Below are 20,849 nucleotides of genomic sequence, written 5' to 3' on the forward strand. Positions count from 1 at the left end.
TTGAAAATTTCTTTTCAAACAACTTCCAGAATCTCCAATCAATTCGACTACCGAATCAACCAGCAACCCCTTCCGCTTAGCCTCGAATTATGACACAGTTTTTAAACCGCAGTCAAACTATTTTCTCGACCCCCACACCCAACAAATCTACCCAGCTCTCTCAGCACAACACCAGTTCCACCAGCATCGCACCAACACCAAGCAACCCGTTCAGCGCAGCCTTCGATTATGACACGGAAATCTCAAACGAACAGCCAAGCGGCTAACTTCTTCATGCAATACCTTGCATATCCCCCGCCGCAAGCGTCCCGTGACCATCTGCGGTGATTCACCGCTCCTTTGGACCGCTCGGAGCTGCAAGCAATCTCAATCCGTTCGCCACCACGAGCAGGCTTGCCCCCATGTCTGCAAACACAGCCATCCACATGGTCGCGCTGCCGAACACAGCGAGCAGCAGAAAGACCGCCTTGATGCCGAGTGCCAACACGATGTTCTCCCAGAGAACGGCGTATGTTTTCCTGGACAGGCGAATCGTGCTGGCGATCCGGCCCAAGTCGTCGTTCATGATCACCACATCCGCAGCCTCCATCGCCACGTCGGTGCCGGCTGCACCCATGGCGATACCGATGTCCGCCTGCGCAAGGGCCGGCGCGTCGTTGATGCCGTCCCCAGCCATGGCCGTCATACCGTGAGTGTTGCGCAGCGCTTCAATCTCCACGCGCTTGTCTTCAGGCAGCAGGTCACCCTTGGCTTCGTCGAACGACGACTCGGCAGCGATGGCACGCACCGTGCGGGCGTTGTCACCAGAAAGCATGACCGTGACCAGGCCCAGCGCCTTGAGATCGGCCATGGCCGCCCGAGCGCCTGGCTTGACCGTGTCGGCCACAGCAAAGAGCGCCAATGCCTCACCGCCTGCGACAAGCAGCGTGACCGTCTGGCCCGCTTCCTCATGCAGGCAAACTTTCTTGGTCAGTGCATCAGACATGCCAGCCCCCAGAAGGCGCGGACTTCCCAACATGTAGCGTTGGCCATCGATATGACCTTCCGTCCCCAATCCTGGAATGGCCTTGAAATCATCAACGCCCAGTTCGCCCGCTCCCAGACTTTCGGCGATGGCGCGTGAAACAGGATGGTCCGAACGCCCGGCAAGGCTGCCTGCCACTTGCCGCAAACCATCGGCATCCAACGATGTTCCCAGCCATGCGGCTTCGACCAGCTTCGGTTTGCCGCTGGTCACGGTGCCCGTCTTGTCGAACGCGATCGCCTTGAGCTTGCGTGCATCCTCCAGATAGCTGCCGCCCTTGATCAGGATGCCTTGCCGCGCGGCGCTCGCCAGCGCGCTCACCACAGTCACGGGCGTCGAGATCACCAGCGCACACGGACAGGCGATCACCAACAGGACCAACGCCTTGTAGATGGCGTCCAGCCAAGTCCACCCCATGACCAACGGCATCAGCAACACCATGGCGACCGCAATAGCAAAGACAGCAGGCGTGTACACGGCCGCAAAGCGATCCACCAGACGCTGCGTGTGCGCGCGAGTCCCCTGCGCCCGTTCGACGGACTGGACGATGCGCGCCAGGGTCGTGTCCGACGCCGCGGCTGACACACGGAATTCAAGCGAGCCGTTCTCGTTGATCGTTCCGGCAAAAACCCTGTCACCGACGACCTTGTCGATGGGAAGGCTCTCACCTGTGACGGGCGCCTGATTGATGGCGCTCTGTCCAGCGGTGACGACGCCGTCCATTGGCACGCGTTCGCCCGGTCTGATCCGGACGGTGGCGCCAACCGATATGTCGTCGCATGGCACCACGCGCCAGCCGCCATCGGGCTGTTTCACCTCGGCGCTGTCCGGCGCCAATGCCATGAGCTTCTGGATCGCGTTGCGGGCCCGATCGACCGATCGAGCCTCGATCAGTTCCGCAATGGCATACAGCGTCATCACCATCGCCGCCTCGGGCCACTGACCGATCAGAAAAGCCCCCGTCACCGCAACGCTCATCAAGGCATTGATGTTCAGCTGGCCACGACTGAGCGCACCGACGCCCTTCCGATAGGTATCGATGCCTGCCAATGCGATCGCCGCAAGAGCCAGAACCATTTCAGCGCCTTGTGCGAACGTGCCGCTGCCACCATAAAAACCCAGAAGCTCGGCCAGGATCGCGAGAACCAACGCGCCGCCCAGTTTCCACATGCCGACAGCCATACCGTCGTGCGCATGCGTGTCATGCGTGCCGCTCGCTTCGGCCGAAGCGTCGACAGGCTTCGGATCGAATCCGATCTTGCGCATCGCCGAAAGCGCTTCGGCCAGAACCGGCGCGGGTGCATCGATGGCGAGCGTACGAGCGCCAAGTTGAAAGCCCAGACTGCGAATTCCCGGCAGGGGCTCCAGCGCACGCCGGATCTGCGACTCCTCGGCGGCGCAATCCATGTCGGCGATGCGAAACAGCGACGCCGTCGCAGGGATCGCGGTTCGCGGACGCGCGATGGGTGCTGCCGGTGCGGCACAGCAATCATCGCCATGGTGGTGGGTGTGCTTCATTCGGCTTCCTTTGCGAACGTCCATTGGAAACCCTGTAGCAGGTTTAGAGTCAAGACGTTTACGCCTGTCCACATCCAAGGAGCGCCAATGAAGATTGGAGAACTTGCCGCAGCAACCCAGACGCCGATTGAAACCATCCGGTTCTACGAGCGGGAATTGCTGCTGCCCACACCAGAACGCAGCGCGGCAAACTACCGCGTCTATACAGATGCACACATCGAGCGACTGGCGTTCGTGCGCCATTGCCGCTCTCTCGACATGACGCTCGATGAGATCCGCGTGTTACTTCGATTCAAGGACCATCCGACGGACAACTGCGCGGAGGTGAACGACTTGCTGGATGCCCACATAGGTCATGTCGCGCATCGGATCCAGGAGCTCAAGTTGCTCGAAAGGCATCTCAAGGCGCTCCGGCAGCAATGCCAGAACGGGAGCGATGCAGCGCATTGCGGCATCCTGGCAGAGCTTGCTCATGCATCGTCCAGCCCTGCGGCGGTCCCGCAGGCCCAGATCGGACATGTGCACGGCACACACGCACGCGGCATGCGACGGCCGGCCTGAGGTTCAGGATGCCCCGGCGCCAGACGTCGGGCGGCTACCCGCCAGATCGTCGGTCTGCACGACCGCACCGACGGCTCGCGCGATCAGTGGGCGTGGTCGTGATCGTGTTGATGCGTATGTGCATGCGGATGCTCGTGCACATGCCCCGCACCATGCGGCTCCGCATGCGCGTGCCGATGCCCCCACATCATGAAAACGTCGCGCCCGTCCGCGGCCATTTCGACCTTGGCCCCGACCGGCAGAAGAACCTTGGTCGGAACGTGACCAAACGGAAGCCCCGTGAGCACCGGCACCTTGAGTGACGCACGCAGCCGCTCGATCACCGTCTTCAGGCTGAAGCCACGATCGTGCGGCACCTTCTTGAAGCTGGTGAACTGACCTAGCACGATGGCGCGCTGCCGCGCCAGCACACCGGCGTGGCGCAGTTGATCCAGCATGCGTTCGAGCCGGTACGGATGCTCATGCACGTCCTCGAGGAACAGCACGCCCTTCTCGATGGCGGGGAAATAAGGTGTGCCGAGCAGCCCCGTCAGCACCGACAGGTTGCCGCCCCAGAGCACGGCTTCACGCACGCTGCGCAGAACGGGCATGTCGCCGTCGCGCGCCGGCACGCGCCAACCGGTGCCCTCGCCCTGGCCGCACACCAGATCGTCGAAGCAGGCTTCCATGATGTCGTCCGGACCGGCCTCCGCGCCGAAGTCCTCGCCCACGGAAGGCCCCGCCCACGTCACCGCACCGGTCTTGGCGAGCAACGCCTGCTGGAAGGCCGTGAAATCGCTCAGCCCGACGAATTCCGTTCCCCGAGCGATCGACTTGGCGATCGCCTTGTAGGGCAACGCGTCCAGGATGCGTGTCAGGCCGTAGCCGCCACGGGAAATCAGCGCGATATCCGCCTGGCTCGCCGCAGCACGGCCGATGGCGGCGATGCGCGTTGCATCGTCGCCCGCAAAACGTTGATGGCTGCGCAGCGCATCGGGGTCGATCTCGACCTCGTAGCCGAGCGTCTTGAGGCGCGCGACACCGCGCCGGAATGCCGCCTTGTCGCGCACGGCACCGGCGGGGGAATAGATATAGATGTGTTTGGTCACAGGCCGAAGTATCCCATTGCCTCTTGCGCCAGCCGGGCCGCTCCCGCACGGTCTGGCCCGGACGCGCAGGGCCGCACATGCCCCAATGCGCGCAGCGCCGCCTCGTGGCCTCGGTCAGGAAAAGGTGCGCGCCACGCATCCGCGGCGTCCTCATCGCCATCGGGCGACACGAGCATGCCGAGAACGCAACTGCCGACCAACGCGCGCACCAGCGTCGCCAACTCGGCAGCCGATGCGCTGTGGATCAGGACAAACGGCTCCGGTTGCAACGCGGCGATCCAGTCGGCCACGACGCGCGCGTGCCACTCGAGCTGGTGGATGGTTTCGCGCTTGGGTTTGTCGCTCTTGCCGAATCCAATGAGGTCTGGCGCCAGCACGCGCCAGGCCGCGGCCCCGGGCAGATGACGGAAGGCGTAGCTCCATTCGCCCGGACCATGGAGACAGACACAGGTCAGGTGCGCATCGGGCGGCGACTCGTCGATGTGATGCAGGCGCCAGCCCTGAAGCACAGGCAGATCCTGCACGTAGTGCGGTGCAAAGTCGTAGTCGGCCAGCGCACGGAAACGCTTGTCCGGCGTCCTCAGCGCATCGTCGCGCAGGGGCTCGGCGAGCACACGCGCAAGGTCGCGTCGTTGCGCGAAGAAACCTTGCAGAACGGCGCGGCATTCATCCGCCAGGACGCCGCCTTCCACGACCGTGCGATGGTTGAGCTGCGGCTGCGCAAACAGGTCAACCACCGAACCCGCCGCGCCAGTCTTCGGGTCGGTCGCGCCGAAAACCACCCGAGCCAACCGGGCGTGCAGCATCGCCCCCGCACACATGGCGCATGGCTCGAGCGTGACGAAGAGCTCGCAGCCATCGAGCCGGTAGTTGCCGAGCGCTGCCGCGCCGGCCCGCAGCGCGTTGATCTCGGCGTGCGCGCTCGGGTCATGCGTCGCGACCGGCGTGTTGCGCCCTGTCGCGATGCGCTGCCCATCCTTCACCAGGACGGCGCCGACAGGCACTTCACCCGCCTCGGCAGCCAGCCGCGCCTCGGCAAGCGCGAGGGCCATCCACTCCGCATCGCGCCCGGAGGAAAGGCCCGCGCCGACGACGTTCCGAAGCAGGTCAGTCATGTGGCGCTGCGACTGCCGACTCGCCGGTCAGGATCAGGCTGGCAAGCGGATGCCCGCGCCCCGGCACAAGAGCGAGCGCCCGATCTTTGGCATTGAACTGAGGCGGCATGTGCATGGGGGTGGCGGCCTTGGAAAGTCGAATGTCCGATTGTCCCCGAGTCATGGCGGGTCGCAGACAATGCAGGCAGACAGGCGATACCGGATGGCGACACAAGACTCACTTTTCGACGACCCCGAGGCGCCGGAGCCGCCTGAAGATGCGCCCGCCGACGGGACGAACGCCGCGCCGGCCAGGCCGCCACGGCCAGCCCGGGTGGCCAAGGTGACACGGGTTCAACCGCTGGCCCCGAACCCTGCGCATCGTGCGCTGATCGAGGAGCTGCCGCGGCAACTGCGGCTTGGCACGTCGTCCTGGTACTTCCCGGGCTGGGCGGGGCTGGTCTGGGAGGGCGACTACGAGCAGTCAGTGCTCTCGAAGCACGGCTTGCCGGCATACGTGCAGCACCCGCTGTTTCGCACCGTGAGCATCGACCGCACCTTTTATCGTCCTCTCACGGCCAGCCAGTTCGCGGCTTACGCGGCACAGGTGCCCGATGACTTCCGCTTCGTCGTGAAGGCGCCCAGCCTGATCGCCGATGCGATGGTCCGGGGCGACGATGGCCGCGGCATGCAGCCGAACCCCGCCTTTCTCGATCCGCGACTGGCCATCGAGCAGTTCGTGCAGCCAGCGCTCGATGGGCTGGGCCACAAGATCGGCGCGCTGGTCTTCCAACTCAGTCCCTTGCCCGGCACGCGACTCGCCCGGATACCGCAGGTTCTGGATCAACTGCGGACGATGCTCGCCGCCCTGCCCTCGCTCGCGCCCGTCGCGCCGGATGGCGTGGTCGCCGTGGAAGTCCGCAATCCCGAATTCCTGATCTCGGCCTTCACGGACGTCCTCCGGGAAACGGGTTCGACCTACTGCCTGGGCTTGCATCCCAAGTTGCCGCCGATCAAGGAGCAGCTCCCGCTGCTGCGCGCACTCTGGCCCGGACCGCTGGTGTGCCGATGGAGCCTGAACCGCTTGCACGGCGCTTACGGCTACGAGGAAGCCCGCGAGCTGTATCTGCCTTTCGACACGATCGTCGACCCGGATCCAGAGACCCACGCGGCGCTGGCGCGCGTGATCGCCGGAACGACCGGCGCGGGGTACCCGGCGTATGTGACGATCAGCAACAAGGCCGAAGGATCGGCGCCGCTGACGGTGCTGGCGTTGGCGGAAGAGGTGCGGCGGCAGACGAGGTGAGCATCGAGATGTCGATCATGGGCAAACCGCCGGAACCGGTATGGTCGGGGCACCTGGCTGCGATCGACCTCAGTTCCTGGACATGCGTTGCTCTGGGAGAGTCGCCTGCGGCGGGTGATCGGTCCGGTCTTTTCTTCACGTTGAACTCATGCATGCCGTAGAAACCGTCCTCCTGGTCCTGATGCTGGGAGCGTTGACCGGCATCGCCGCCCGCTATGTCCGTGCCATTCCCCTCCCCTTGATACAGATCGGCCTTGGCGCCGTGCTCTCCTGGCCGCAGCAGGGGCTGCACATCACCTTCGATCCCGAGTTGTTCCTTCTGCTGTTCATTCCGCCGCTGCTCTTTGCCGATGGCTGGCGTATACCGAAGCGGGAATTCTTCGCGCTGTATCGGCCGATCCTGAAGCTCGCGCTCGGGCTGGTGCTGTTCACGGTGATCGGCCTGGGCTACCTCATCCACTGGATGATTCCCGAGATGCCGCTGACCGTCGCCTTTGCATTGGCCGCAGTGATTTCGCCCACCGACGCCGTGGCCGTTTCGGCCATCACGCGCAAGCTCGGCATGCCTGCCCAGACCATGCACGTGCTGGAGGGCGAATCGCTCCTGAATGACGCATCGGGCCTGGTGGCACTGAAGTTCGCCGTGGCGGCCACGCTCACGGGCCTGTTCTCGTGGACCGACGTGGTGAAGGACTTCATGTGGATGGCACTGGGCGGGCTCGGCGTCGGTGCACTCATCGGCTGGGGCTTCGCGGTTGCGCGCGACACCGTGACGCGGCGCGTGGGCGATGTCGCCGCCACCCAGATGGTGGTTCTGCTCGTCCTCATGCCCTTTGCCGCCTACATCCTGGGCGAACGCATCGGTGTCTCGGGAATCCTGGCGGCGGTGGCCGCTGGCATCACGACGAACTTCGCCGATCTCAGCCGCAGCGAATTCATCGCCGAGCGCATGCAGACGGAAGGCACCTGGGCATTGGTGGAGTCGGCTTTCAACGGCGCGATCTTTCTTCTGCTCGGCCTGCAGCTGCCATCGATCATCGGCGTGACGCTGCATGAAGCCGGGCACCGCTGGTGGATCCTTGCCGGCTACGCCGTGGCCATTTCGTCGGCGCTGCTCGTTCTCCGCTGGATCTGGCTCACGCTGGGGGTGCGAGGCAGCCTGCGGAAGGCGCACCGGGAAGGCAAGATGACGGAGACGCCCTCCCGACTTCTCACGCTGGCGAGCACGCTCGCCGGCATTCGAGGGGCGGTCACTCTGGCCGGCGCCCTGTCGGTCCCCTTGACGCTCAACAACGGCGATCCGTTTCCGGGTCGCGACCTGCTGGTCTTCCTGGCGACCGGCACCATCCTGTTCACGCTGATCGTCGGCAGCATCGGCTTGCCGCTGGTGCTCCGCCGCATCCCGCCGAGCGGCGAACCCGCGTCGGTACGTGAGGAACGCCGAGCCCGTCTGGCAGCGTGCCAGGCAGCGATCGCGAGCATGGTGCTGAGCAAGGACCAGGCTGAATCGGCCGATCCGCAATGGGTCGCGCAATACCAGGAGTCCGCGGGCCGCCTGACGCAGGAATACCGGATGCGCATCGATCTCCTCGAAGACCCGGCCACGCCCCCGACGCCGGAAGCGCAAGCCGAGGCACCCGATGCGATCCAGCAGCGCCGCCGGCGCTATGTGGTCGAACTGGAGTTGCGCCTGAAGTCCCTGCACGTGGAACGCGATGCGCTGTACGCGGAGCGCCACGTTCACCACATCAACGACGAATCGCTGCGCAGCCTGGTCGCCGAACTCGACCTGGCGGAAGTCTCGCTGCGCAAGCGGCTTGACGTCGCCCGGCATGCGGCAGGCGTGGGCAGCCAGCCAAACGGTCCCGGGGATTGACGGTATTTCATGTCCACGGCGACCACTGTGAACAACCGAGAAGTGCCCCCGGATCAAGCAGTTCGACCCGGTCGATCAACGTCACGGTCGTGCTGACCGAGGCCGGCTTCTCATCCACATCGGTTGCGTCCATCAATCGTTCATCCGACGCAGAGGCCATGGAACCGTGTTTCACGGTGAGTCAGTGCAACGCGCACACTCGCGTCGCCCCTGCACGGCACTTCACGGTCTCACGCGGCGCTGACGTGCTCATTTCTTCCGGCCAGGACCCCGATGATCGCCGCGGTAAACGCAAGCCCCGCGCAGAGCATGAGCACGACGCTCCAGCCGCCCAGTACATCGTGCAGCAAGCCCATCGCCATCGGACCTGCGGCAGCAAGCACATAACCCACGCCCTGCGCCATGCCGGACAGCGACGCCGTCTCCTGAGCGTGCCGTGTGCGCAAGCCGATGAACGCGAGGCCCAGGATGAAATGCGCGCCGGCACCCAGGCCGAACAGCGTGGCCCAGGCGAACGCATATTGCGGCGCAGTCAGGATGCCGATCAGCGCCACACCGGAGAGCCCTGCAACGGTGGCCGCCGCGAGACGCTGATCGCGCAACTGGCGCAGAACCGGCCCCAGCAGAAGCCCCGGAACTGCACTTGCCAGCTGCATCACACCGTGCAGCGAGCCCGCTTGCTCGGGAGATACACCGGCATCGGCGAGGATGGTGGGTAACCAGCCGATGACCACGTAGTAGATCGTCGAGTTGAGCCCCAGGTACAGCGTGACCTGCCAAGCCAGCGCAGAACGCCATACCGCGCCGCCGTGAGGTGGCGTCGCGGTGCCCGACGCTGGCCGGGTGCGGCTCGCAAGCTGTGGCAACCAGACTGCCAGCGCCGCCAGCGGCAGCGTGAGGAAGACGAGCAATGCCGACTTCCAGCCCCATGCAACCGCAAGCGGCGTGACCACCGCAGATGCCATCGCCGCGACCACGCCCATGGCCATTGCGAATGCGCCAGTGACAGCGGCAATGCTGTGCGGGAAATCGCGTTTGACCAGGCTGGGCAACAGGACGTTGCCGACGGCAATGCCCATGCCGATGACCCACGTCCCGACATAGAGGGTCCAAACCGCCCCGCCGGATCTGATGGCAATGCCGATGGCGACGACGGCCATGGCGCCGAACAGGGCGCGCTCCAGGCCGTATTCCCGCGCGAACCATGCGCTCAAGGGAGACAGCAAGGCGAAGGCCAGCAGAGGCAGCGTGGTCAAAGCGCCGGCGGCGGCAGTGCTCAGGCCGTAGTCGGTGCGGATGAAGCTCAGGATCGGCGGCAGGCCGGTCACCGGCGCCCGCAAGTTCGCGGCGATCAGCAGAATGCCCATCAGGAGCGCGGCCCGCGTCGCTGTACGGCGGTTGGTCAGGGTAGTCATGGAGTTCCTCAGGTGTGACCAAGGAATCTACGGTCTGCCATCAAAGACCTGATAGAGAAGGAAGGACAATAGATCGCTCAAACATGCCACACATAAGCCCTCTCTCGGAAGCGCTGTACAGCCGCGACCCGGACGCCGACACGCGGCCCGCCACCGCACTGCACATCGCGCTCGATCAGCGCGACACGGAGCAGCCCGTGCACTTCCACCGCAAGGGTCAACTGGTGCTGGCTTTGCACGGCAGCGTGACCTGTGAAGTTCCCAAGACGATGTGGATGGTTCCACCCCACCACGCGGTATGGATCCCGGGTGGCGTACCGCACAGCAACCAGGCTACGCAGAACGCGGAGATCTATTTCCTTTTCGTGGAACCCGGCGCTGCGCAGATGCCGCCGGCGTGCTGCACGCTGGCGATCAGCCCGCTGGTGCGGGAGCTCATCAAGCACCTGGCGGCGCAAGGACTGGACTACCCGGAAAGTGGTCCTACCGGCCGCCTGGTGGCGGTTCTGCTGGAACACCTGGCAGTCGCCCCCATCGAGCAGCTTCACCTGCCCGTATCAGGACACCCGAAGCTGCGCCGCATGGCTGACGCATTGGCAGAAGACCCGTCCGACAGAAGCACCCTGGCCGAGTGGGCGAGCCGCCTGGCGATGAGCGACAGAACGCTCGCCCGCCTGGTGCCGCGCGAAACGGGACTGAGCTTCGGTCGATGGCGGCAGCAGCTGCACCTCATCGTGGCCCTGCGGCAGCTCTCGGAGGGGGCGAGCGTGCAGAACGTGGCCGGAAACCTCGGCTACGAGTCGGTGACGGCGTTCATCACCATGTTCAGAAAAGCGTTGGGCAAACCGCCGGCTCAGTATTTCTCCGGCCTTCGCTAGCTGGCCGATCGATCTCGTTGATTCCACTTCATACATCAATATCTAGTCATTTATTGACAATCAACTAGATATTGCAACAGACTCGGGGCATGACGTTGCGCCCTGGCTCCACGCTGGAACAAGCCGTTCTGACGCTCGCCGAGCAGCAGCCCTTGCTGCGTGCGCGTGAACTGGCTGCGCGCGGCCTGCCGACAGCGGTACTCAGCCGGCTGGTTTCAGCAGGCAAGCTCGAGCGCGTCGCTCGCGGCATCTACAGCCTGCCGGAACGAGCGCTCAGCGAGCACAGATCCCTGGCCGAGGCAGCTCTTCGTATTCCCCGGGGCGTGGTATGCCTGCTGTCAGCGATGCGCATTCACGGCATCGGAACGCAAGCCCCCTTTGAGGTCTGGATGGCCATTCCTCCGAACACGCCAACGCCACGCCTGGATCAACCTCCTGTGCGCGTGGTACGGATGTCAGGGGCAGCCCTGACGGAGGGCGTCGATCTCGTGGAAATCGATGGCAGGCAGGTGCCGGTATTCAATCCCGCCAAGACGGTGGCGGACTGCTTCAAGTACCGCAACAAGATCGGCCTGGACGTAGCGCTGGAAGCACTGCGTGACGGATGGTCGCAGCGCAAACTGACCATGGATGCACTCTGGCATTACGCCACGGTGGATCGCGTGGCCAATGTCATGCGCCCTTATCTGGAAAGCGTCACGGCATGAGCCGCAATCTCGCCGCATCCATCCGCGCCCGCTTGAAGCAACATGCCGATGCCGCGAAGCAGGATTTCAACCTGACGCTCACCCATTACGGCTTGGAGCGGCTGCTTTACCGGCTGTCTGTCTCGCCGCATGCCGCCAACTATTTGCTCAAGGGCGCGCTGCTGTTTTCGCTGTGGTACGACCAGCCGCATCGACCGACGCGCGATGCGGACCTGCTGGGGTTTGGGCCGGACGACATCGACACCGCGGTGTCGGCGTTCCGCGAGATTTGCCGGATCGCGGTGGAAGATGGCATCGCGTTTGATCCCGCCTCGGTCAAGGGCTCGGTGATCCGCAGGGAGGCGGGCTATGGCGGTGTACGGATCGATCTACAAGCGAAGCTGGATGGTGCACGCATCGTGCTGCAGGTGGACATCGGCTTTGGCGATGCCGTCACACCGGCGCCAGAATCAGTGAGCTACCCGATCCTGCTCGAGGACCTTCCCGCTCCGCAATTGCGCACCTATCCGAAATACACGGTGGTGGCCGAGAAGCTCCATGCGGTGTGTCTACTGGGCATGGCCAATACCCGCATGAAAGATTATTTCGACCTCTGGATGTTGCTCACTGAGGGCACCCTGGAATCAGCGGAACTGCGTCGCGCGGTCGAGGCCACTTTCGTGCGGCGGCAACTGGCGGTACCCAGTACCCTCCCCTCAGGTTTAAGCGACGCATTCGCGAAGGATGCTGCGAAACAAAGGCAGTGGGCGGCTTTCCTGAAAAAGAACCAGCTGGAGGCCCTGGACCTGGCTCAGGTCGTCGCCCTGTTGCGCAGAGAGTTTCAAAAACTAAAGGCCACCTGAAGCGCATTGGTTGATACCGAATGAGGACATGCCCTGCGGTTCGTTGACAAATGCTCCTTAAAAATGTTGCAAAATGTTTTTTTGGCTGCTGATCAGCGATTTCGGAGGGAATCAATGGCGAGACGGCGCAAGTCCAGCGCGGCGGAAGATCTCATCGACCTGGTGGCCTTGCTGCCCTGGTGGGCGGGCGTGGCGTTGGCGCTCGCCAGCTACTGGGTGCTGCATGCCGTTGCCACGCAGCCACTGCCTGAGGCGAAATCCGCGCATCAGATCGGCCAATTGGCCACGAAGGCCATCTGGCAGGGCCTCGCCACGGGAGGCCAGTATCTGCTGCCAATGATCTGTCTCTTTGCCGCCGTCATCTCGGCGGTGCGCAGGCGGCAGCGATGCGCCTTGTTCGAAACGGCCTCCACAAGCAGCAGTGCCGATGCGCTGCAGGACATGTCCTGGCCACAGTTCGAACTGCTGGTCGGCGAAGGATTCCGGCGACGCGGGTATGCGGTCAAGGAGGTTGGCGGTGGCGGTGCCGATGGCGGTGTGGACTTGGTGCTCGCCAAGGCCGGCGAGAAGACCTTTGTGCAATGCAAGCAGTGGAAGGCCTTCAAGGTCGGTGTCTCCACCGTGCGAGAACTGTATGGCGTGATGGCTGCGCATGGTGCTGCGGTCGGCTTCGTCGTGACCTCCGGGCGCTTCACGCAGGATGCCGCCGCGTTCGCCAGCGGCCGCAACATCCAGCTGATCGATGGTCCGGCGCTCATGCAGTTGCTACGCGAAGCGCGCGGTAAGCGCGAGGCAGGTCCATCATTTTCCAATACGGCTGTGTCGCCTGGCACGGCAACGTCCGCGAGGTCCTCCGAATCGGCTGGCATTGTGCAGACCATGGAGCCAACGGTGTCCGCCGACCCATCGTGTCCCAAGTGTGGCAACTCGATGGTGCGGCGAGTGGCGAAGCGGGGCACCGCGGCCGGCAAGGCATTCTGGGGGTGCTCGGAGTTTTCCGCGGGATGCCGGGGCACGCGCGAGATCCAGGGCACCTGATCGCAACGCCAATTACAAGAAGGGAAAGAAATGGGGCGAAGAAGCGGATTTGAGGGATTCCTGCGCGCCACGGCGCGGGCAGTGGCCGCCGCGGAGCGTGAGCGTCAGCGCGGCGTCCGTGCGCAACTGACCCAGGCGCGGCAGATCGAGCGTCATCAGCGCATGACGTTGATCCAGCAGAACCGCGACGACCGTGCCGCGCAGAAACTCGCCAAGGCGCAGTACCTGGCTGACCGGCAAGGCGAAACCGATGACCTGAACGCCGAACTGCAGGATCGGCTGGAAGAACTGCAAGGCATCCTGGCGCATACCCTGTCGCTGGATGACCGGATCGACTTTGATGCACTGCGGCCAGCCGCGGATTTCGAGGCCTTCAAGCCACCACCGGAACTCGCGCCGGGCCGCGCTCCATGCCCGCCGCAGATCTCGCCCCCCTCTGGCATACGCAAATTGATTCCAGGAGCAGCCAAGAAGCATGCTGCCGCGCTGGCCAGAGCAGCCAGCGACCATCAATCGGACGTCGCGCGCTTCAACCAGACCGAGGCTACCAAGCGCGAGCAGTTTGCCAAGCTCAAGGCGGACTACGATCAGCGCAAGAGCCAGTTCGAGATGGAGGTCAAGCGCCGCAACGCCGAGGTTGATGAGTTCCAGACCGCCTACCGCGCGAAGGAACCAGATGGTGTGGTGGCATACAACGAGATGGTGCTGGCCCGATCGGAGTACCCCACGGAAGGGTTTCCGCAGAAATTCCGTATCGCCTACACCCCGGACTCGTCGGAACTGATCGTGGAATACGACCTGCCGGAAGTACAGGCGATCCCCAAGGAAGCAGAGTACCGCTACCAAGGACGCCGTGGAGTCCAAGGCCAGGAAGCCGGCAGAGATCAAGCAGCTCTACAAAGACATCGCCGCCTCGATCGCGCTGCGTACCCTTCACGAGCTTTTTGAAGCCGATCAGGCCGATGCGCTGGCGCTGGTGACGTTCAATGGCATGGTGGACACTCATGATCCGGCCAGTGGGCGCGAAGTGCGCGTGCCGGTCGTGTCGGTGCGAGCGCCGAAAATGGAATTCTTGGGTCTGCGACTGGAGAAAGTCGACAAGGTGGCCTGCCTGCGAAATCTCGGAGCCCAGGTGTCCAACCGCCCGGACGAGTTGCAGGCGGTCAAGCCGATCGTCGAATTCGACATGGTCGACAAGCGCTTCATCGAGCAGGGAGACGCCCTGTCAGGGCTCGAAACACGCCCGAACCTGATGGACCTGACGCCGGCGGACTTCGAAGTACTCGTCTCCAATCTCTTCAGCAAGATGGGGCTGGACACCAAGCTCACGCGCAGTTCACGGGATGGTGGCGTGGATGCGGTTGCCTTCGACACCCGCCCGGTGCTCGGCGGAAAAGTGGTGATCCAAGCCAAGCGCTATCGCGACACGGTGGGCGTGAGCGCCGTTCGCGATCTGTACGGGACCATGCTCAACGAAGGAGCAAACAAGGGCATCCTGGTGTGTACCAGTGGCTATGGGCTCGATGCGTATAACTTTTCCAAAGACAAGCCGATTGAACTGATTGATGGCGGCGGACTGCTGTATCTCTTGCGCGAGCATGCGGGGACTGCGGCTCGGATTGTCGTTTGAGTGTTTCAATCGGACTGGTCGCCCAGATCAAATCGATTCTCAGAATGTCTGTCCCGTCCTATGCATGCTGTTGCAACAACGAGGCATTGACGTTGCAGACATCCCGACCTTAGAGAAGGAAGAATACGACTTCCTCGTGACTGTCGGGGACTGATTCGAGACTACCGACTCTCCGAACTAGTAGCGAAGGCCGCGAGCCAACCGCACAATTTTCAACTCGTGTGGTTCACAGCCATTGGCCCCAGGCCGAAGCGAAGTACTACCAGTTCGTCGCGACGCCGTACGGAACGACGAAGATTCTGGAAATGAGTGCTTCCAACTACCGCTACTGCTACTTCTTTGACACAGCGATTTCTGTTGCCACGCGCAGATTCTGGACTGCGTAGTCGTGGCATATGGTTCGAGGCCTTCGATCACAGTGAGGCTCTGCCTCAACCCCTGTCGTCCAGCTATGCTGCACTCAAGGCCCTTGAGGTTGTTGCAGCACTTGGTGCCGGCATCGAAGCAAAGAGAAAAACTAAATCCCTACTCCCACTCGATCGTCGCCGGCGGCTTGCTGCTCACGTCGTACGTCACCCGATTGATGCCACGCACCTCATTGATGATCCGCCCCGACACCTTCTTCAACAGCGCATACGGCAGTTCGGCCCAGTCGGCCGTCATGAAGTCGCTCGTCTGCACGGCACGCAGCGCCACGACGTAGTCGTAGGTGCGGCCGTCGCCCATCACGCCCACACTCTTCACCGGCAGAAACACGGTGAAGGCCTGGCTGGTCAGGTCGTACCAGGTCTTGCCGCTTTCCGGGTCGACGAAATTGCGCAGTTCCTCGATGAAGATCGCATCGGCACGGCGCAGCAGGTCGGCGTATTCCTTCTTCACCTCGCCCAGGATGCGCACGCCCAGGCCTGGGCCGGGGAACGGATGGCGGTACACCATCTCCGGCGGCAGTCCCAGCGCGACGCCGAGCTCGCGGACTTCGTCCTTGAACAGATCGCGCAACGGCTCGAGCAGCTTCAGGCCGAGTTGCTCAGGCAGGCCGCCGACGTTGTGGTGGCTCTTGATCGTGACTGCCTTCTTGCTCTTGGCGCCGCCCGACTCGATCACGTCGGGGTAGATGGTGCCCTGTGCGAGGAAGGTCGCGCCCTTGTGTCCGCCATCACCGGCCTTGAGCTTGGCGGCCTCCTGCTTGAACACGGTGACGAACTCGCCGCCGATGATCTTGCGTTTGGCTTCGGGGTCGCTCACGCCGGCCAGCTTGCCGAGAAACAGGTCGCTCGCGTCCACGCGGATCACCTTCGCGTTCAGCTTGCCCTCGAACATCTCCATGACCATGTCGCCCTCGTTCAGGCGCAGCAGGCCGTGGTCGACGAACACGCACGTCAATTGATCGCCGATCGCGCGGTGGATCAGCGCGGCCGCCACCGACGAATCCACGCCACCGGACAGGCCGAGGATCACTTCCTCGTCGCCGACCTGCTCGCGAATCTTCGCGACGGCTTCATCAATGTGATTGCCCATCACCCAGTCGGGCTTCGCGCCGCAGATGCCGTGCACGAAGCGCTCGAGGATCGCCTTGCCCTGCACGGTGTGCGTGACTTCCGGGTGGAACTGAACGGCGTAGAACCCGCGCGCTTCATCCGCCATGCCGGCGATCGGGCAGCTGTCGGTGCTGGCCATCAGCTTGAAGCCGGGCGGCAGCGCGGTCACCTTGTCGCCGTGGCTCATCCACACGTTGAGCATGCCGTAGCCCTCGGGCGTCGTGAAGTCCGCGATGTCCTTCAGCAGCGCCGTGTGGCCATGCGCGCGCACCGGCGCAAAGCCGAATTCGCGCTTGTGGCCGCCTTCGACCTTGCCGCCCAGCTGGTGCGCCATGGTCTGCATGCCGTAGCAGATGCCCAGCACGGGCACGCCGAGCTCGAAGACGGCCTGCGGCGCCTTGTCGGTCGTGTCCTCATAGACGCTGGCATGGCTGCCGGACAGGATCACGCCCTTGAGCGACCCGTCCTTGGCGTAGTCGCGCACCCACTCGTCGGTGACGTCGCAGGGATGGACTTCGCTCAGCACATGCGCCTCGCGCACGCGGCGCGCGATCAGCTGGGTGACTTGCGAACCGAAATCGAGGATGAGGATCTTGTCGTGTTGCATGAGAAGGTCTCAGAGCGTGGAAATGTCGAACAGCTTGACGCCCGCCTTGGGCGCCGCCTGGATGAGTTGGGCGTCGAAGGTCGCCAGAGGGAGATTGAGCGAGCGCGCGAGCCAGAGGTAGCCGGCGCCGTATTGCGAGACACCTGCGTCGATCGCGACCGCGAGCACCGCCTTGTGCTGTGCCGGCGCCAGCTCATGCAGCTCGACGCGATGGCGAATGGCATCGAGCACGCTCCAGAGCCCTTCGACCGCCGTCTGCGGAATGCGCCCGCTGCGCACGCCATTGGCCAGGATATTGGCGCATTCCCATTGCCAGCCATTCGGCGCCTGCGGCTCGACTTCGTCGCGGCGGATGGCTGCGTAGAGCTTGCGGGTGTGTGGGCTCGCCTGCTCCGGCAGCAGCCATGCGGCGGTGACGGTCGCGTCCATCACGAAAGCGCTCATGACGCGAGCCCTCCGCTGCGCAGCACGTCGACGGCAACGCCGGGCCGGATGGCAGCATGCAACGCATCGATCTGGCCGAGCTCGCGCTCGATCTGCTCATCGGTGATCACAGGCTTGCGCCGAACCGGCAGCATGCGCACCACTTCCTTGCCGTGGCGGGTGATGCGAACCTCCTCCCCGTTCTCGACCGATTCGATCAAGGCGGAGAAGTTGTTCTTGGCTTCAGCGATACCGATGGATTGCATTGGGGCCAGATATTGATAATCTGGCCCGAATTCTAAAGCAATCTGGCCCGACCTTCAAGATCAGGCCAGATTGCCTGCGCCTGGCCTTACTCGGCGCGGTAGTTCGGCGCTTCCTTCGTGATCTGCACGTCGTGGACGTGGCTCTCACGAATGCCCGCGGAGGTGATCTCGACGAACTCGGCCTGGTCCTGCATGTCCTGGATGGTCGCGCAGCCGCAGTAGCCCATGCTGGCGCGCACGCCGCCAGCCATCTGGTAGACGATCGAGACGATCGAGCCCTTGTAAGGCACCCGGCCTTCGATGCCCTCGGGCACCAGCTTGTCGGTGTTCGGGTTGCCGGTGGTCGATTCCTGGAAGTAGCGGTCGGCGCTGCCCTGCTGCATCGCGCCGATGCTGCCCATGCCGCGGTAGCTCTTGTAGCTGCGGCCCTGGTACAGAACGATCTCGCCCGGCGCCTCTTCGGTACCGGCGAACATGCTGCCCATCATCACGGTGCTCGCGCCGGCGGCGATCGCCTTGGCGATGTCACCGGAATAGCGCACGCCGCCGTCCGAGATCAGCGGCACGCCCGTGCCCTTGAGTGCGGTGGCCACGCTGTCGACCGCCATGATCTGCGGCACGCCAACACCCGCGACGATCCGCGTGGTGCAGATCGAGCCCGGGCCGATACCGACCTTCACGGCGTCCGCGCCGGCTTCGACCAGCGCGAGCGCTGCGGCACCGGTGGCGATGTTGCCGCCGATCACGTCGATCTGCGGGTAGTTCTGCTTGACCCAGCGCACGCGCTCGATCACGCCCTTGCTGTGGCCATGCGCCGTGTCGACCACGATCGCATCAACGCCGGCCTTGACCAGCGCCTCGACGCGCTCTTCGGTGCCCTCGCCCACACCGACCGCTGCGCCCACACGCAGACGACCATTGGCGTCGCGTGCTGCATTCGGGAAGCTCGTCTGCTTGGTGATGTCCTTGACGGTGATCAAGCCCTTGAGCTCCCAGTCGCCGTTGATGACGAGCAGGCGTTCGAGCTTGTACTTGTTCAGCAGCGCCTTGGCCTCTGCCAGCGTCGTGCCGTCCGGCACGGTGATCAGCTTGTCGCGCGGCGTCATGATCTCGCTCACGGGCACGTCGTAACGGCTCTCGAAGCGCAGGTCACGCCCGGTCACGATGCCGACGACCTTGCCGGCATCGACGACCGGAAAACCGGAAATGCCGAGTTGGTCCGACAGCGCCATCACCTGCCGCACCGAATGCGTCGGGGTGATGACCACGGGGTCTCGCAGCACACCGGATTCGTACCGTTTCACCCGGGCGACCTGGGCGGCCTGCTCCTGGGCGGTGAGGTTCTTGTGCACGATGCCGATGCCGCCTTCCTGTGCGATCGCGATCGCCAGACGTGCTTCGGTGACCGTGTCCATCGCGGCCGAAACCAGGGGAAGGTTCAGCGTGATGTTGCGGGAGAACTTGGTCGCAAGAGAAGTGTCCTTGGGAAGGACCTGGGAGAACGCAGGCACCAGCAACACGTCGTCGAAGGTGAGCGCTTTGCCAAGAAGGCGCATGGGTGAAGCTCCAAAAGACGGATTGTAACGAGGCCGCCATTCTTGGCGCGTGACAACGGGATTGCAGGGCCGCCAATCCGCTCGACGGCTGCAGCGTGTGCTCAGTAGCCGGCTTTGGCGCCGGCGCGTTGCCGCGCGAAGAGCCCGGTCGTGCGTGCGCCCTGCCGCTGGAAGCGCTCGCGCCGCGCGACCTTGGGGTCGACTGCGAGCGCCCGGCACAACTCGACGCGATCGAGGTGCTTCAGCGGGCGATCCCACTCCGCAGCGCGCCCCCAGATGCCGGGCGTGAGCGCTGCGACGTCCAGATCCGGAAATCGGTCGAGCAGATCGCTGGCATCGACCGCGCGTCGCAAGGTCGCACCATCGGCCAGCACGAGCGTCTGCTCGAACACGTCGCGCGCCGCTGGAGCGCAGACGAGCGTGATCTCGATCATCAGGTCTTGCCGTACACCTGCTCGGCGCGCTTGACGAACGCCTCGACGAGCGTGGAAGCGATCTTGTCGAATACCGGACCGACCAGCGCCTGCAGTGCGAAGTTGCTGAAGCCGTAGCTCAGGTCGAGCTCGACACGGCAGGCACGCTCGCCGTCCTCGCCGACCGGGTTGAACTTCCAGGTGCCGTCGAGATTGGAGAACGGCCCGTCGACCAGCTTGAGCTGGACCTCACGGCCCGGCACATGGGTGTTGCGGGTGGTGAAGCTTTGCCGCAAACCGCCGAAGGAAAGGCCGACTTCGGCGGTCATCCCGGTGTCGTCCTGCGCGATGACGCGCGCCTTGTCGCACCACGGCAGGAACTCGGGATAACGGGCAACGTCGGTGACCAGCGCATACATCTCTTCGGCGCTGTACCAGATCAGAACGGACTTGTGAACAGTTTTCATAGAATCGGCACAGCGTGCGCGACCGATTGTATTGAAGCCATGCAGCCTCAACTGAGAATCCATGGCCACCAAAAAACAAGACACCTCTACCCAGCAGAAGCGAATCGCCGACAACAAGAAGGCTGCGTTCAACTATTTCTTCGAAGAACGCTTCGAAGCCGGCCTCGTCCTGGAGGGCTGGGAAGTCAAATCGCTGCGCGAAGGCAAGGTGCAGTTGACCGATGGCTACGTCATCATTCGTGATGGCGAAGTGTTCATCGTCGGCCTGCAGATCAACCCGCTGCGCAGTGCCTCCACGCACATCAGCCCGGATTCGATCCGCACGAAGAAACTGCTGCTGCACAAGGAGCAGATCCGCCGCCTGACCGGCAAGATCGAGCAGAAGGGCTACACGCTCGTGCCGCTCAACCTGCACTGGAAGGCCGGAAAGGTGAAGTGCGAGATCGCCTTGGCCAAGGGCAAGGCCGAGCACGACAAGCGCGACACCATCAAGGACCGCGAAGGCAAGCGCGAGGTCGAACGCGCGATGAAGAGCCGCAACCGCTGAACGTGCATCTTTTTCCGGGTCAATGGAATAAGGCCGCCACAACCGGTGTTCATGC

Annotated in this window: 21 protein-coding genes; 10 read left to right on the plus strand and 11 right to left on the minus strand. The window is 63.8% G+C overall.

What is annotated here, in order from left to right; translation table 11 throughout:
- Nucleotides 1–328: 328 nt before the first annotated feature.
- Nucleotides 329–2,542 carry a heavy metal translocating P-type ATPase gene (locus AC07PZ_RS27560; RefSeq protein WP_495298359.1) on the minus strand — a complete coding sequence of 738 codons (2,214 nt, stop codon included), beginning with the start codon at nucleotides 2,540–2,542 and terminating at the stop codon, nucleotides 329–331.
- An 87-nt stretch (nucleotides 2,543–2,629) separates the two neighbouring features.
- On the opposite strand from AC07PZ_RS27560, the gene cadR reads away from it, so the two are divergent.
- Nucleotides 2,630–3,103 carry a Cd(II)/Pb(II)-responsive transcriptional regulator gene (gene cadR, locus AC07PZ_RS27565; protein WP_495298360.1) on the plus strand — a complete coding sequence of 158 codons (474 nt, stop codon included), beginning with the start codon at nucleotides 2,630–2,632 and terminating at the stop codon, nucleotides 3,101–3,103.
- A gap of 83 nt (nucleotides 3,104–3,186) precedes the next feature.
- On the opposite strand, the gene AC07PZ_RS27570 is transcribed toward cadR, so the two are convergent.
- A complete protein-coding gene (locus tag AC07PZ_RS27570; protein WP_495298361.1) occupies nucleotides 3,187–4,191 on the minus strand; it encodes an LD-carboxypeptidase in 1,005 nt (334 codons plus the stop codon).
- On the minus strand, nucleotides 4,188–5,306 hold the full coding sequence (tadA, locus tag AC07PZ_RS27575; RefSeq protein WP_495298362.1) for a tRNA adenosine(34) deaminase TadA: 1,119 nt from the start codon (nucleotides 5,304–5,306) through the stop codon (nucleotides 4,188–4,190). Before tadA ends, AC07PZ_RS27570 begins: the two co-directional genes overlap by 4 nt.
- Before the next feature lie 202 nt (nucleotides 5,307–5,508).
- On the opposite strand from tadA, the gene AC07PZ_RS27580 reads away from it, so the two are divergent.
- Entirely contained in the window at nucleotides 5,509–6,591 is a 1,083-nt protein-coding gene (locus AC07PZ_RS27580) for a DUF72 domain-containing protein (protein WP_495298517.1), read from the plus strand.
- Between the two features lie 148 nt (nucleotides 6,592–6,739).
- Nucleotides 6,740–8,467 (plus strand): Na+/H+ antiporter, encoded by a 1,728-nt coding sequence (locus AC07PZ_RS27585; protein ID WP_495298363.1) that lies wholly within the window; start codon nucleotides 6,740–6,742, stop codon nucleotides 8,465–8,467.
- Nucleotides 8,468–8,474: 7 nt separating this feature from the next.
- Here the strand turns inward: AC07PZ_RS27585 and AC07PZ_RS27590 are convergent, their stop codons facing one another.
- Both AC07PZ_RS27590 and AC07PZ_RS27595 read right to left on the minus strand, forming a co-directional pair.
- The gene (locus tag AC07PZ_RS27590) at nucleotides 8,475–8,600 is read right to left on the minus strand and encodes a hypothetical protein (protein WP_495298364.1); all 126 of its coding nucleotides are present in this window, start codon (nucleotides 8,598–8,600) and stop codon (nucleotides 8,475–8,477) included.
- A 97-nt stretch (nucleotides 8,601–8,697) separates the two neighbouring features.
- Nucleotides 8,698–9,882 (minus strand): MFS transporter, encoded by a 1,185-nt coding sequence (locus tag AC07PZ_RS27595; protein ID WP_495298365.1) that lies wholly within the window; start codon nucleotides 9,880–9,882, stop codon nucleotides 8,698–8,700.
- Between the two features lie 83 nt (nucleotides 9,883–9,965).
- On the opposite strand from AC07PZ_RS27595, the gene AC07PZ_RS27600 reads away from it, so the two are divergent.
- From AC07PZ_RS27600 to AC07PZ_RS27625, 6 genes are all read left to right on the plus strand, one after another.
- Complete coding sequence (locus AC07PZ_RS27600) at nucleotides 9,966–10,760, plus strand: AraC family transcriptional regulator (protein ID WP_495298366.1); 795 nt, start codon at nucleotides 9,966–9,968, stop codon at nucleotides 10,758–10,760.
- 89 nt (nucleotides 10,761–10,849) lie between these two features.
- Nucleotides 10,850–11,467, plus strand: a complete 618-nt coding sequence (locus tag AC07PZ_RS27605; RefSeq protein WP_495298367.1) for a type IV toxin-antitoxin system AbiEi family antitoxin domain-containing protein — start codon at nucleotides 10,850–10,852, stop codon at nucleotides 11,465–11,467.
- Complete coding sequence (locus AC07PZ_RS27610) at nucleotides 11,464–12,309, plus strand: nucleotidyl transferase AbiEii/AbiGii toxin family protein (RefSeq protein ID WP_495298368.1); 846 nt, start codon at nucleotides 11,464–11,466, stop codon at nucleotides 12,307–12,309. Before AC07PZ_RS27605 ends, AC07PZ_RS27610 begins: the two co-directional genes overlap by 4 nt.
- A gap of 114 nt (nucleotides 12,310–12,423) precedes the next feature.
- Complete coding sequence (locus AC07PZ_RS27615) at nucleotides 12,424–13,347, plus strand: restriction endonuclease (RefSeq protein WP_495298369.1); 924 nt, start codon at nucleotides 12,424–12,426, stop codon at nucleotides 13,345–13,347.
- Between the two features lie 30 nt (nucleotides 13,348–13,377).
- The gene (locus tag AC07PZ_RS27620) at nucleotides 13,378–14,295 is read left to right on the plus strand and encodes a hypothetical protein (protein ID WP_495298370.1); all 918 of its coding nucleotides are present in this window, start codon (nucleotides 13,378–13,380) and stop codon (nucleotides 14,293–14,295) included.
- Nucleotides 14,201–14,977, plus strand: a complete 777-nt coding sequence (locus AC07PZ_RS27625; protein WP_495298371.1) for a restriction endonuclease — start codon at nucleotides 14,201–14,203, stop codon at nucleotides 14,975–14,977. The genes AC07PZ_RS27620 and AC07PZ_RS27625 overlap by 95 nt, the downstream gene beginning before the upstream one ends.
- 525 nt (nucleotides 14,978–15,502) lie before the next feature.
- Here the strand turns inward: AC07PZ_RS27625 and guaA are convergent.
- The 6 genes from guaA to AC07PZ_RS27655 form a co-directional block, all read right to left on the minus strand.
- A complete protein-coding gene (gene guaA, locus AC07PZ_RS27630; RefSeq protein ID WP_495298372.1) occupies nucleotides 15,503–17,122 on the minus strand; it encodes a glutamine-hydrolyzing GMP synthase in 1,620 nt (539 codons plus the stop codon).
- 9 nt (nucleotides 17,123–17,131) lie between these two features.
- A complete protein-coding gene (locus AC07PZ_RS27635; RefSeq protein WP_495298373.1) occupies nucleotides 17,132–17,566 on the minus strand; it encodes a type II toxin-antitoxin system VapC family toxin in 435 nt (144 codons plus the stop codon).
- Complete coding sequence (locus AC07PZ_RS27640) at nucleotides 17,563–17,811, minus strand: type II toxin-antitoxin system Phd/YefM family antitoxin (protein WP_495298374.1); 249 nt, start codon at nucleotides 17,809–17,811, stop codon at nucleotides 17,563–17,565. The genes AC07PZ_RS27635 and AC07PZ_RS27640 overlap by 4 nt, the downstream gene beginning before the upstream one ends.
- Nucleotides 17,812–17,897: 86 nt before the next feature.
- On the minus strand, nucleotides 17,898–19,367 hold the full coding sequence (gene guaB, locus AC07PZ_RS27645) for an IMP dehydrogenase (RefSeq protein WP_495298375.1): 1,470 nt from the start codon (nucleotides 19,365–19,367) through the stop codon (nucleotides 17,898–17,900).
- Nucleotides 19,368–19,468: 101 nt separating this feature from the next.
- Nucleotides 19,469–19,801, minus strand: coding sequence for an RnfH family protein (locus AC07PZ_RS27650; RefSeq protein ID WP_495298376.1), 333 nt, complete (start codon nucleotides 19,799–19,801; stop codon nucleotides 19,469–19,471).
- The gene (locus AC07PZ_RS27655; RefSeq protein WP_495298377.1) at nucleotides 19,801–20,247 is read right to left on the minus strand and encodes a type II toxin-antitoxin system RatA family toxin; all 447 of its coding nucleotides are present in this window, start codon (nucleotides 20,245–20,247) and stop codon (nucleotides 19,801–19,803) included. The genes AC07PZ_RS27650 and AC07PZ_RS27655 overlap by 1 nt, the downstream gene beginning before the upstream one ends.
- Nucleotides 20,248–20,308: 61 nt before the next feature.
- Here AC07PZ_RS27655 and smpB point away from each other — a divergent pair, with 61 nt between their 5' ends.
- Entirely contained in the window at nucleotides 20,309–20,794 is a 486-nt protein-coding gene (gene smpB / locus AC07PZ_RS27660) for an SsrA-binding protein SmpB (RefSeq protein WP_495298378.1), read from the plus strand.
- Nucleotides 20,795–20,849: the final 55 nt, after the last annotated feature.

The organism is Variovorax sp. GW821-FHT10B04, assembly GCF_059415645.1.